Origin of the sequence: Nonomuraea deserti (assembly GCF_004348685.1) — a bacterium.
In the GTDB taxonomy this organism is placed as follows: Bacteria; Actinomycetota; Actinomycetes; order Streptosporangiales; family Streptosporangiaceae; genus Nonomuraea; species Nonomuraea deserti.
Genome location: NZ_SMKO01000255.1, coordinates 1 through 12,564, shown reverse-complemented (window position 1 = coordinate 12,564; position 12,564 = coordinate 1). Strand labels below are relative to the sequence as shown.

Sequence of the window (12,564 nt, the reverse complement as noted above, 5' to 3'; positions counted from 1 at the left end):
ACGCCGGCGCGCCCGCCCCGCCCCATCCACTTCACCTCCCACACCTCACTCCACGCCACCCAGCATCCGGTTGCACACGCCACGAACGCACCCAACAGGCGACACCGCTCGCCGGGGGACATCGCCGCCAGGGAGACCCGCCGCCAAGGACACCGCTCGCCAAAGACACTGGCTTGCAGGGCAGGCGACGACTGTCATGGGCGAGCACACGGCTGACAGGTGGACCCGGCAGACCCGAGACGTGCTGCAGGCAGGCGGCGACCGTCATGGGCGAGCACACGGCCGACGACGAACCGACGGGCCCGCACACGGCGGAGCAGACGGCGACGGTCACGCGGAGAGCACGACCGATGGGGCAGCGGCCGACAGGCGCACCGGCTGACGATTCGGCGAAGAACACGGCCCAGGAGACGCTCGTAACGGCGAGCACCCCGTGAGCCTTCACGACCGGCCATGACGGACGGGAACCAGCGTCGGCGCGTGCGGGCAAGCCGGCGTTGCCGTACCAGATGAAGGCGAGATCCAGCGGCGAGACAGCAGGCGCGGGGCGCGCGGGAGCGCCGGTTAAGCTAGGCGCATGGTGCCGGGGTATGGCGGCGGGGCGCTGACGGATCTGCCGGATTCGTTGCTGGCCGCCTTGGGGATGCGCGCCCCCAACACGCTCGCCATAGAGCCCGCCGAGCGCGTCTGCCTGTTCCTGGTGGACGGTCTGGGAGCCGAGTTGCTGCGCGCCCACGCCGACGCCGCCCCGTTCCTGGCCGGCCTGCGCAGCAGGACGCTCACCGCGGGCTTTCCCGCCACGACCGTGACGAGCCTGTGCTCGCTGGGCACGGGCCTGACGCCGGGCGAGCACGGCATGCTCGGGCTGATGCTGGCCGTGCCGGGTACGGGGCACCTGTTCAACTGCCTGCGCTGGACTCTGCCCGACGGCCAGGTGATGGACCCGGACGAGTGGCAGCCCGCCGAGACCGTCTACGAGCGCGCCACTCTGGCCGGCATCGACTCCGTCTATGTCGCGCCCGCGGAGTTCGAGGGCACGGGGCTGACCAGGGCCGTCTACCGTGGTGTGCGCTACGCGGCCGCCGAGACCGCCGACGAGCGCGTCGCCCGCGTGCACGAGGCGATGCGGCGGCGCCCCGCTCACGTCACCGTCTACTACGGGGATCTCGACGCGGCCGGCCACATGACGGGCTGGGGCAGCGAGGAGTGGCTGCGCCAGCTCGGCGTGGTCGACGGCATGGCGCAGCGGATCGCCGAGGGGCTGCCGCCCGGGTCCGCCTTCTACGTCACCGCCGACCACGGCATGGTCAACGTCGGCGAGAAGGTCGATGCCGAGAGCGTCCCCGAGCTGACGCGGGGGGTGGCGCTGCTCGGTGGCGAGGCCAGGGCCAGGCACGTCTATGCCGAGCCGGGCGCGGGTGATCAGGTGCTGGAGGCGTGGCGCGAGATCTTCGGGGGTAAGGCCTGGGTGGCCTCCAGGGAGGAGGCGGTCGAGTCGGGCTGGTTCGGGCCCCGCGTGCGTGACTCCTGGCTGGAGCGCATCGGTGACGTCGTGGCCGTCCCCTACACCGACCTGGCCATCACCGCCCCCACGAACCATCCGGTCGAGGCGATCTTCACCGGCTACCACGGTTCGCTGACGGCGGCCGAGCAGAACGTCCCGCTCCTGGAGGTGCGCACGTGACGACCCCGCTCATCACACCCGCCGATCTCGCCGCGCTCGACGGCGTGACGGTGCTCGACGTCCGCTGGCGGCTCGGTGGCCCGCCGGGGGAGGAGCTCTATCGCGAAGGGCACATCCCGGGCGCCGTCTACTGCGACCTCGACACCGACCTCGCCGGGCCGCCCGGCGACGGCGGCCGGCACCCGTTGCCGGAGCCCGGCGCGTTCCAGGACGCCATGCGCCGCCTCGGCGTGTCGGACCACCGGCCGGTCGTGGTCTATGACGACGTGGGTTCCACGGTGGCGGCCAGGGCCTGGTGGGCGCTGCGCTACTTCGGCCACCAGCACGTCCGCGTGCTCGACGGCGGGCTCGCCGCGTGGGCCGGGGCCGGGCTGCCGACCACGAAGGAGGCTCCGGACCCCGTCGCCCATGGCGACTTCACCGCGCGGCCGGGCGGGATGCCGATGCTGACGGCCGACGAGGCGGCCGCGCTGGCCGCGGAGGGCGTGCTGCTGGACGCCCGGGCTGCCGAGCGCTACCGGGGCGAGGCGGAGCCGGTCGATCCCGTGGCGGGGCACATCCCCGGGGCCGTCAACGCGCCCACGACCGGGAACGTCGGGCCCGACGGCAGGTTCCTCGCCCCTGACACCCTGCGGGCCCGCTTCGCCGGTCTCGGGATCAGCGAAGGGGCGGAGGCGGGCGCCTACTGCGGATCCGGCGTGACGGCCGCCCATGAGGTGCTGGCGCTGGAGGTGGCGGGGCTGCCCGCGGCCGCGCTGTACGTCGGCTCCTGGTCCGGCTGGGTGGCCGACCCGTCAAGACCCGTGGCGACCGGCTGACCACCCCCCAGGACGAACGCGCCGCAAACGCAGCGACCTCACACCGGGCCGGTACGAGGCCGCTGGCGCTGGACCGCACCACCAGGCATCCGCACGGGGGGACTGGGGACCGGGCCAGTACGCGCCGCGGCGCCGGGTAGCACGGCGCCGCGGGGGCGGGCATCCGATGGGGCGTCAGTACAGCGCCCGGTCACCCGCGCCGAAGCAGACGAAGGCGTGCTCGCCCGTCTTGGCGGCGGCGCACGCCAGCGCCGCGTCCGGTGGCCGGCCCGCCGCCACGAGCTCGTGGAACACTCCCATGACGGCCCGCGCCGCCTCGTCCCGCACCGGTACGAGCCCCGCCACCACGCACGACGACCCCTTGGCCAGGAACGCCCCTGGCAGACCGAGCGGCGCCCCGTCCACGGGTGCCCGCGACATTCCCGAGTTGCACGCGGAGAGCACCACGAGCCCCGCCGACCGGGGCGCCTCCAAAAGGTCGTACGCCATGAGCGGCCCGTCCTCCAGCGTGATCCCGGACACCAGCGGGCTGCGCGAGTGGAACACCCCGTGCGCCGCCAGGTGCAGCACGTCCGCGACTTCGAGCGCCTTCAGGACGTCCGCCGTGCGCGCGGGCGACTCGCGTCCCCCCGGGTGGCAGGCCAGGACGTGCGCCACTTCGGCGTGCGCGTGCGCCAGCGCGGGCCCGGCAGCGGCCACGACCACCGGGGGCCCATCGCGGTGTACACGATCGAGCGCGCCTACCCAGGCGGCCGCGCTGGCGTTCACGCTCACCGGGCGCTCGCGCAGGCACGGGAGCGCGCCCCACGGCAGCGTGTGCAGCGCGCCCACGGGCACCACCACGAGCGGCCCGTTGCCGAGCTCGGCGAACAGCGGCTGCAGCACCAGACGTTCGACGTCGACGGCAGCGGCTTCGACGTCGCCGGGGCCGGCCTGGCGGCGCAGCGAGTAACGCAGCCGGACGATCGCCTCCTTCACCTGCCGCATGTCGGCCAGCCGCCGCAGCAGCACCCGCCGCTCGGAGATCAGTACGGCCAGCAGCGACTCCTCGTGGGTCACGTACTCCACCAGGGTCCCCCCTCCCAGCTCCGCCCGCACCCGCTCAGGATCGGCGGGCCGGCCGGCGTGCGCGGGGGCGGTGACGGCCCGCCACCGCTCGCTCCACTCGAACACCTCCTCGACGCCTCCGTCGCGCACCGCCAGCCCCAGCCCGAAGGCCGCCAGCCGTTCCCCGGCTCTGGCCGCGTGGGCGCGCAGCGACGGATCGTCGAACGTCTCGACCTGCTCGCTGACCTCCGACAGCCCGTCCTGGACCGCACGGAAGGCGCCGGTGTTGTCCTCCTGCAGCGCGGCTTCGAGTGCGAGCGCGTGCTGGCGCACCGGTCCAGGGATCTGCGAGGCGAACCGCCTGGCCTGCGGCTCCGAGCCCAGCGGGGTGAGCCGGGTGCCGGCCGGGACCCATCGTTCGCCCCGTTCGGCGTGCCGGGTGAGCCGGGCGAGCTGCGCGGAGGCGGTCGGGTGGTCGTCCACGGCGAGTGCCGCCTCGGCCGCCACCAGCCGCAGCGCCGCCCCTGCCTGCGGGGCGAAGCCGTTCTCCAACTCGTCGGCGCACGCGATCAGCTCGGCGACGAGGGCGGGGGTGACGGGTTCGAGCGCGAGCCGCGAACGCAGCACGACCTCCTGCGCCAGCGGCAGCCAGCGGGTCCGCTCCTGCGCGGCCAGCTCGGCGGCGGCCTGCTCGGCCACCTGCCTGGCCTGGTGCGGGTCGCCGGTGAGCAGCTCCACCTGGGCCAGTTTCAGCCGCGCCTCGGCCAGCGCCACCTGGGCGCCCGACGCCTCAAGGTCGGGCACGGCCAGGCTCAGCATCGCCCTGGCTTCGCCGGGCAGGTGGGCGGCCAGCAGGGCGCCGGCGAAGTCCGCCCGCATCGTGGCCAGCCGCTCGGGGAAGCCGAACAGGGTGTCCTCGGCGTCCCGGTAGTGCTTGAACGCCCCGGCGATGTCGCCGCGACGTACCGCGAGGAACGGCAGGTTCGCGGCGGACAGGCGGGACAGGTGCAGCAGCCCGGCGTGCCGGGCGATCTCCAGGCACGCGGTGAGGTCGCGCATCGCGGCGTCCCAGTCGCCGCGGTAGGAGTGGATGAGACCGCGGTTGAGCAGGCCGCCCGCCAGGAACCTGCGGTCGTCGATGGTGCCGGGCGCGGTCACCAGGGCACGCAGCGCACGGTCGCAGGAGGCGATGGCCTCCTGGTGGCGGCCGAGGTGGGCCAGGGCGACCGCGCGCTGGGTGTCGAGTTTGGCGCGGTCGAGCGGGCGCAGGTAGGCCCAGGCCAGGGCGGCCACGCGCAGCGCCTGCAGGGGGTGCCCTCGTTCGGTGCGCACGGTGACGAGGGAGAGCCGCGCCTGCGCGAGCCGCTCCTGCGGCGCGCCGGGCGTGCCGAGGGCCTCCCGGAGGTGCTGCTCGGCCGCTTCCAGGTCGCCGAGCTCGCGGGCGGCCAGCGCCATCGCCCTGAGCGACATGACCGCGGCCTCGGCGGAGCCGACGCGGCGGGCAGCCGCCAGCACGAGGCGGCCCGCGCGCATGGCGTGGCCGGGATCCACCAGGGAACGCAGCATTGCGGCCTCGGCCGCCCTGACGAGCGGATCGAGGTCGCCTGATGAGTCCGGGTATGCACTCATGGCAGGCCTTGGTCTGACGCCGGGCGGGGGCGCGGCTCCCCCTGCCGGCTGGTGGCTGGGATCAGGGCCGGATGCGCACCCATCTGGTTTGTACGGGGGCGCGTCCGGGCCGGTGGCACACCACGCTGAGCCAGCCGGGAGGCAGGCCCGTCGCGGCGAAGTCGCCGTTGCGGGCGATGTGCCGGGTCAACGTGAGGTGCGGGGTCTTCACGTCGATGACGGCGTCTTCGCCCGGGTGGGGGCACACCTGACCCGCGACGTCGATGAGCCCGTCGCCCACCGTCACCTCCAGGTCGAAGGTGAGGCCGTCGGCGACGAAACGCACCAGGTGGCAGCCGTCCGGGTCGCGCACGTCGGGGCCCGCGGCGGCGCGCGCGGCGGGGGTGGCGGTCACCGCACGGGGGACCCGCAGCCCGTAGACGTCGCGTGCGGCGGCCGACACGTGGCTCGGGATGGGGTCGTTTCCCGCGGCCAGCCGGAGGGCCGCCAGGAAATACTCGTCGTTGATCATTGCGCCGTCTCCTGTGATGAGATCAGGGTGCGCAGTTTCTCCAGGCAGCGGGCCTTGGTCGGGCCCACACTGCCCACGGGCATGCCCAGCCGCGCCGCCATCTGCCGGTTTCCCAGATCGATGGCGACCAGCTGGATGAGCGTGCGGCAGGGCTCGTGCAGTGCGGAGACCTGCTTCCAGAGCAGGCGCCTGCCGTCGGCCTCCAGCACGGCGGAGGCCGGGTCGGGATCGTCGACGGCCTCAAGGGTGAGGACGTCGTGGTCGAAAGGGGAGACGTCATGACGCTTGCGGAGGAACGCGTGAGCCTCGCGGCGCACGGTCGTCATGAGCCAGCCGCCGACCTTCGCCGGATCCCTGAGCGTGTGAAGGTGCTGGAGCAGCCGCAGCCATGATCCCTGGACGGCGTCGGCCGCGTCGGAGGGGCTCAGCCCGGACGCCCTGGCCACCGCCCACATCCGCGGCCCGTATCTGGTCTCGAGCTCGTCCCACGCCGTCCGGTCGCCGTCGGCCGCCGCCGTGACCAGCTCCGCCGGCTCGCGTGGTTCGGGCATGCGGCCTCCTTCCGTGCGGCACGCCGAGGCGGTCATGCCTCTTCGTGATTGCGTGAGGACTGAGCGTAAACTCTACAGACTCGCCGGTACGAGAACTCCCAGATCCGGAATTTGCCGGGTCTCCTCGGCGTCGAGGAGCCGCCTGACCACCTCCTTCGCCGGCACGTCCCTGGCCGCGTCGGCGATGGCGCCCGCCACCAGCGCGGTGGCGAACGACGTGCCGCACCAGGTCGCGAAGCCCGCGAAGTCGCCGCCGCTCAGGAAGCTGCTGGTCAGCCAGTCGCCGCGGGCGCAGGCGTCCACCCAGGTGCCATGGCCCGAGTACGGGGTCCGGTGCTCCTGTGAGGCGTCCACGGCCGCCACGCCCACGGCGCACGCCAGCGCGGCGGGCCAGAACGGCCGGTCGGAGGCGGTGTTGCCGGCGCAGGCCACGGTCACCGTGTCGCTCAGCGCGGCGAGGGCGTCGGACAGCACGGGCGGCGGCCGGTCGTCGAAGGTGTGGCCGCCGAAGGACAGGTTGAGCACGTGGGGAGGCCGCTCGCGCATGCGGTGCAGGGCGCGTACGACGGTCGCCTCGTCGCCGACGCCGTCGCCGTCCAGCACCCGGTGCACCCGTAGCGCCGCGCCCGGCGCCCGGCGCGCCAGCAGGCCCGCGATGAACGTGCCGTGCCCCGCCTGCGCGCCCTCCGCCGCGTCGGCGTCGTCGGGGCCCAGCCGCTGATACCAGTCGCTGCCGGACCACCACGGGTGCTCGGCGACGCCGGTGTCGAGCAGGCCGATGACCACGTCCGAGCGCGTGCGGCCCGGCTTGTGGCGGATGGGCGGTACGGGGAAGGGCCGGGACGCGGGGCCGCCGAAGAACAGGGGCTGGCCCCGGAACACGTGGTTCGGCGAGGCCCGCACGCCCCGGTCGCGGAGCTCGGCGGTGATCTCGCAGGGGTCCGCGCCGGGGGACAGGTGGATGACGCAGACCCCGTCCGCCTCCGAGACCGCCGAGGTCCAGCGCGACGCGGCGGACAGCGCCGACCGGTCGGTCAGCACCTGACCTGGCCGGATGAACGCCTCGCCGACAGATTGCATGTCCATGAGCCGGTATCTTTCCTCCGCTGCCCCGCTGTCACATGCGACTCCCGCACCAAGTTGGTATGGCCCCCCACTGGTGCCGGATGGCGACCGACGGTAGTCTCTCCCTAGTCACTTGTGATCATCCCGGGACGAGGCCGTTGGGGAAGGCGCACCTCGTACCGAACGGGAGGTCCGGTGTCTGCTCGTGGCGTCCTTTACGTCCACTCGGCTCAGCCCGCGCTGTGCCCACACATCGAATGGGCAGTCGCGGGTGTCCTTGGCGTGCCCGTTGATCTGACGTGGACTCCGCAACCCGCCGCGCCCAACGTCGTGCGCGCGCAGGCGGAATGGGAGGGCCGGCCGGGCGTCGCCGCGGCCATCGCCTCTTCGCTCATGGGCTGGCAGCGGCTCAGGTTTGAGATCACCGAGGACGCTTCGCCGGGTGTCGACGGGTCCCGGCACGCCTACACGCCGACGCTCGGCGCCTTCACGGCGGTCATCGGCGCGTCCGGCGACATCATGGTCCCCGAAGACCGGCTGCGCACCGCGATGATGATGGCCGCTCAGGGGCGGTGCGTGCTGGAGGACGAGCTGGACCGGATGCTCGGCAGGCCGTGGGACGAGGAGCTGGAGCCGTTCCGCTATGCCGGGGACGGCGCGCCGGTCCGCTGGCTGCACGCCGCCGTCTGACCTCGCCGTACACCCCGCTCGGCACGAGCAGCGCCCGCGGCCGGGCTCCGCTGCCGGGCGACAGGAAGGCCCCGCACCGAACCGGTGCGGGGCCTTGTGCTTGAGGCTGACGGCGAGCCGTCGCCGAGGGCGAGCGGCGAGACGGCGGGGACGCCGCCGGGATGCGGGGTGACGTCGCCGGCTGTTACAGCGGGATGTTGCCGTGGGCGCCCCGGGCGGGGGTCGCCTGGGCGAGCAGTTTGGCGATCGCGCCGCGGGTCTCCTCCGGCTTGATCACCTCGTCGATGACGCCCAGCTCCTGCGCCCTGGTCAGGCCGCCGGCAAGCTTCGAGTGCTCCTCCGCCAGGCGCTCCTCCAGCTCGGCCCGGTCCTCCTCGGGCACGGCCGCCAGCTCGCGCCGCTTGATGACGCGCACCGCCGCGACGGCCCCCATGACGGCGACCTCGGTGGTGGGCCAGGCGAAGACCTTGGTGGCGCCCAGGGCGCGGGAGTTCATCGCGATGTACGCCCCGCCGTACGCCTTCCGCGTGATCAGCGTGACCCGCGGCACCGACGCCTCGGCGAAGGCGTGCAGCAGCTTGGCGCCCCGGCGCACCACGCCGTCGTGCTCCTGCCCGACGCCCGGCAGGTAACCGGGAACGTCCACCAGGACAACCAACGGCACCCCGAAAGCGTCACACATGCGTACGAAGCGGGCGGCTTTCTCGGCGGACGTGGCGTCGAGGCAGCCGCCGAGCCGCATCGGGTTGTTGGCGATCACACCGACCGTCCGGCCACCGAGACGGCCCAGCGACGTGACGATGTTCGGTGCCCACTTCGGGTGCAGCTCCAGGCCGGGCTCGTCGAGCAGGCCGTTGACCAGCGGCTTGACGTCGTAGGCGCGGCGCGCGGAGTCAGGCAGCAGCGTGGAGAAGTCCACTTCCTCGATTTCTCCAGAACGCAACCGGCCCTGATGGCCGAGGAGCGTGGCGAGCTGGCGCGCCTTGACGTAGGCGTCGGTCTCGGTCTTGGTGACGATGTGCGCCACGCCGCTGCGCTTGCTGTGCGGCTCTGTGCCGCCCAGGGCGGCGCTGTCGACGTCTTCGCCGGTGACGCTGCGGACCACGTCGGGGCCCGTGACGAAGATGCGGCCGGAGTCGGCCAGGATCACCAGGTCGGTGAGCGCGGGACCGTAGGCGGCGCCGCCCGCGGCGGGGCCGACGACCACGGAGATCTGCGGCACCACGCCGGACGCCTTGGTCATGGCGGCGAAGACCCGGCCGACGGCGTGCAGCGACTCCACACCGTCGGGGATCCGCGCGCCGCCGCAGTGCCAGATGCCGATGACCGGCACCCGCTCGCGGACGGCCACGTCGTAGGCGTGCACGATGTGCTCGCAACCCTCGCTGCCCATGGCGCCGCCCTGAAAGCGGGCGTCACTGCAGAACGCGACGACGGGCACACCCTCGACGCGCCCCATGGCGGCCAGCATGCCGCTCTTGTCTTCCGGGGTGATGAGCCGCAGCGAGCCCTCGTCGAGCAGCGCGGTCAGGCGAATGACTGGATCGCGGGGATCGGCGGGCTCCTGATCGGAGCCTGGCGTCACCACCCGGTTGTCGAGGACGGTCACTTTATGCCCCCTTAAACACGACGGTCACGTTGTGCCCGCCGAATCCGAACGAGTTGTTGACCGCGGCCACGTCGCCGTCGGGCAGCGTGCGGTTCTTGCCGTGGACGACGTCGACCTCGATGCCGTCGTCGAGATCGTCGATGTTGATGGTGGCGGGAACGATCCGCTCCTGCAGCGCCTTGATCGTGAAGACCGACTCGATGCCGCCCGCGCCGCCGAGCAGGTGCCCGGTCATGGACTTGGTCGACGTCACCAGCGGGTGGGTGCCGATGGCCTTGGCCACGGCCTGCACCTCGCCGACGTCGCCCGCGGGCGTCGAGGTGGCGTGCGCGTTGACGTGCTTGACGTCGTGGCCGGTGACGCCGGCGTCGGTGAGCGCCTGCGTCATCGCCATGATGATGCCCCGGCCGTCAGGCTCGGGCTGCGTGATGTGGTGCGCGTCGGCGGAGTAGCCGACGCCGGAGCAGTAGGCGTAGATGCGCGCGCCCCGCGCCCTGGCGTGCTCCTCCGACTCCAGCACGACGATGCCGGCGCCTTCGCCGAGCACGAACCCGTCGCGGCCGCGGTCCCACGGTCTGGACGCGCCCGCCGGGTCGTCGTTGCGGGTGGACATGGCCCGCGCGGCCGCGAAGGCGGCGATGTTGAGGCCGTGGATGGCGGCCTCGGTGCCGCCGGCGACCACCACGTCGGCGCGACCCACCCTGATCATGTCCATCGCGTGGCCGATGGCCTCGGCGCCGGACGCGCACGCCGACACCGTGGCGTGCACCCCCGCCTGGGCGCCCAGGTCGAGCCCGATCCAGGCGGCCGGGCCGTTGGGCATGAGCATCGGCACCGTGAACGGCGACAGCCGGTTCCAGCCGCGCTCGCGATAGGTGTCGTAGGCGGTCAGCGTGGTGTTGATGCCTCCGATGCCGCTGGAGACCACGACGCCGAGCCGCTCCGGCGGCACCTCGGGAGAGCCGGCGTCCTGCCAGGCCTCCCTCGCGGCGACCATCGCGAACTGCTCGCTGCGGTCGAGGCGGCGAGCCTCGGGCCGCGGCAGCACTTCGGTGGGGTCGACCGCGGCCGTCCCCGCGAACTTCACGGGGACGGTGTCGATCCAGTCCGTGGTGAGAGCCTCGACACCCGACTGACCGGCGAGGAGCGCCGTCCAGGTCGAGGTGACGTCTCCACCGACGGGCGTCGTCGCGCCGAGCCCGGTGACGACGACACGTACCCGGTTCGCACTCACGTTTCGCGCTCCCTTGCTGATCAGTACTGGTCGGATCGGGTGTTGCGGCTCAGTTCTGGATGAAGGTGAGGACGTCCTTGACCGTCTTCAGGTTCTTGAGCTGGTCGTCGGGGATCTCGACGCCGAACTCGTCCTGGGCGGCCACGGCGATCTCGACCATGGACAGGGAGTCGATGTCGAGGTCGTCCACGAAGCTCTTCTCGGGGGTCACCTCGGACGCCGGAATGCCGGTGATCTCGTTGATGATCTTGCCAAGGCCCTCGAGGATGTCCTGCTCGGTGGCAGCCATGTCGCTATTTCTCCTTTGGTTTCCTGGGAATCTGTGCGGTTGCGCCGCACAAGTCTTTCTCTGGGCGGGCACGGCGCAGACCGTGCCCGATCCTACGGAATCTCGATCACTTGGCCCGCGTAGGTCAGGCCGGCGCCGAAGCCGAGCACCAGCGCGAGATCGCCCGTGCGGACCTCGCCGCGTTCCACCATGCGCGAGAGCGCGAGAGGGATGGAGGCGGCCGAGGTGTTGCCCGAGGTGACGATGTCGCGCGCGATGACGGCCTGGTCGGCGCCCAGCTTACGGGCGATGGCCTCGATGATGCGCAGGTTGGCCTGGTGGGGTACGAACGCGGCCAGCTCGGACGGGTCGATACCCGCCCGCGAGCAGGCCTCGAGCGCCACCGGATGCAGCGCGGTGGTGGCCCAGCGGAACACCGTCTGGCCCTCCTGCCGGAGGTAGTCGGCGCGGTCCTTGATGATGATCGCGTCGGACTTGTCGCCGGCGCTGCCCCACACCACGGGGCCGATGCCGGGCGTCTCCGACGGGGCCACCACCGCGGCCCCCGCGCCGTCGGCGAAGATGACGGCGGTGGACCTGTCGGTCCAGTCGATCCACTGCGACAGCTTCTCCGCGCCGATGACCAGCACGTTCCTGGCCGAGCCCGCGCGCACCGCGGCGCTGGCGGTGCCGAGCGCGTAGCAGAAGCCGGCGCAGGCGGCGTTGACGTCGAACGCGCCGGGCGCCTGGATGCCCAGGCGGTGGGCGACGATGGCGGAGGCGTTGGGGATCTGGGTCTCGAGCGTGCAGGTGGCGACGATGACGAGGTCGATGTCTTCCGGCGACAGCCCGCTGGCGGCCAGTGCCTTGCCGCCGGCGATGGTGGCCATGTCCTCCAGGGACTCACCGTCGGGCGCTACCCTGCGCTCCTTGATGCCGACCCTGGACAGGATCCACTCGTCGTTGGTCTCCATGGTCTTCGCCAGGTCGTCGTTGGTGACCACGTTGGCGGGCTGGTAGTGGCCGAAGGCGAGCACCCTGCCGCCAGGGGCGATGTCGGGAATCTTCACGGGATCAGCTCCCTGGCCGCGTCGAGGTCGTCTGGGGTCTTCAGCGCGACGGTCCGCACGCCGCGCAGGGCGCGCTTGGCCAGGCCGGTCAGCGTGCCGCCGGGCAGTAGCTCGATCATCCCGGTGATGCCGAGACCGGCCATGGTCTCCATGCAGGCACCCCATCGGACGGGGCTGCTGACCTGCTGGACCAGCCGCTCGACGAACTCGGCGCCGGTGGTGACCGGCCGGCCGTCGAAGTTGGACAGCAGCGTGACGCCCGGGTCGGCGGGCGTGACGCTGCCGGCCGCCTCGCGCAGGCTCTCGACCGCCGTGGCCATGTGAGCGGTGTGGAAGGCGCCCGCAACGGAGAGCGAGATGAGCCGGGCGCGGGCGGGCGGGTCGGCCT

Annotated in this window: 12 protein-coding genes; 3 read left to right on the top strand and 9 right to left on the bottom strand. The window is 72.9% G+C overall.

Annotation, left to right across the window (positions count from 1 at the left end; genetic code table 11):
- Nucleotides 1-577 precede the first annotated feature (577 nt).
- Nucleotides 578-1,684: an alkaline phosphatase family protein gene (locus E1292_RS46010; RefSeq protein ID WP_132606110.1), complete on the top strand. Its 1,107-nt coding sequence runs from the start codon at nucleotides 578-580 to the stop codon at nucleotides 1,682-1,684.
- On the top strand, nucleotides 1,681-2,502 hold the full coding sequence (locus tag E1292_RS46005) for a sulfurtransferase (protein ID WP_132606109.1): 822 nt from the start codon (nucleotides 1,681-1,683) through the stop codon (nucleotides 2,500-2,502). Before E1292_RS46010 ends, E1292_RS46005 begins: the two co-directional genes overlap by 4 nt.
- 174 nt (nucleotides 2,503-2,676) lie before the next feature.
- On the opposite strand, the gene E1292_RS46000 is transcribed toward E1292_RS46005, so the two are convergent.
- The 4 genes from E1292_RS46000 to E1292_RS45985 form a co-directional block, all read right to left on the bottom strand.
- Complete coding sequence (locus E1292_RS46000; RefSeq protein WP_132606108.1) at nucleotides 2,677-5,178, bottom strand: CHAT domain-containing protein; 2,502 nt, start codon at nucleotides 5,176-5,178, stop codon at nucleotides 2,677-2,679.
- A gap of 61 nt (nucleotides 5,179-5,239) precedes the next feature.
- A complete protein-coding gene (locus E1292_RS45995; RefSeq protein ID WP_132606107.1) occupies nucleotides 5,240-5,689 on the bottom strand; it encodes a hypothetical protein in 450 nt (149 codons plus the stop codon).
- Nucleotides 5,686-6,240, bottom strand: a complete 555-nt coding sequence (locus tag E1292_RS45990) for an RNA polymerase sigma factor (protein WP_132606106.1) — start codon at nucleotides 6,238-6,240, stop codon at nucleotides 5,686-5,688. Before E1292_RS45990 ends, E1292_RS45995 begins: the two co-directional genes overlap by 4 nt.
- Nucleotides 6,241-6,312: 72 nt before the next feature.
- Nucleotides 6,313-7,326, bottom strand: coding sequence for a S8 family peptidase (locus E1292_RS45985; RefSeq protein WP_132606105.1), 1,014 nt, complete (start codon nucleotides 7,324-7,326; stop codon nucleotides 6,313-6,315).
- 174 nt (nucleotides 7,327-7,500) lie between these two features.
- Here E1292_RS45985 and E1292_RS45980 point away from each other — a divergent pair, with 174 nt between their 5' ends.
- The gene (locus E1292_RS45980) at nucleotides 7,501-7,995 is read left to right on the top strand and encodes a DUF3145 domain-containing protein (RefSeq protein ID WP_132606104.1); all 495 of its coding nucleotides are present in this window, start codon (nucleotides 7,501-7,503) and stop codon (nucleotides 7,993-7,995) included.
- Nucleotides 7,996-8,179: 184 nt separating this feature from the next.
- Here E1292_RS45980 and E1292_RS45975 read toward each other — a convergent pair whose 3' ends face one another.
- From E1292_RS45975 to E1292_RS45955, 5 genes are all read right to left on the bottom strand, one after another.
- A complete protein-coding gene (locus tag E1292_RS45975; protein ID WP_132606103.1) occupies nucleotides 8,180-9,604 on the bottom strand; it encodes a carboxyl transferase domain-containing protein in 1,425 nt (474 codons plus the stop codon).
- 1 nt (nucleotide 9,605) lies between these two features.
- Nucleotides 9,606-10,838: a beta-ketoacyl-ACP synthase II gene (fabF, locus tag E1292_RS45970; RefSeq protein WP_132606102.1), complete on the bottom strand. Its 1,233-nt coding sequence runs from the start codon at nucleotides 10,836-10,838 to the stop codon at nucleotides 9,606-9,608.
- Nucleotides 10,839-10,887: 49 nt separating this feature from the next.
- Nucleotides 10,888-11,127 (bottom strand): acyl carrier protein, encoded by a 240-nt coding sequence (locus tag E1292_RS45965; protein ID WP_043614464.1) that lies wholly within the window; start codon nucleotides 11,125-11,127, stop codon nucleotides 10,888-10,890.
- Between the two features lie 92 nt (nucleotides 11,128-11,219).
- The gene (locus tag E1292_RS45960; protein WP_132606101.1) at nucleotides 11,220-12,176 is read right to left on the bottom strand and encodes a beta-ketoacyl-ACP synthase III; all 957 of its coding nucleotides are present in this window, start codon (nucleotides 12,174-12,176) and stop codon (nucleotides 11,220-11,222) included.
- Nucleotides 12,173-12,564: ACP S-malonyltransferase (locus tag E1292_RS45955; protein WP_132606100.1), on the bottom strand; the 392-nt coding region annotated here is incomplete at its 5' end. The genes E1292_RS45955 and E1292_RS45960, both read right to left, overlap by 4 nt.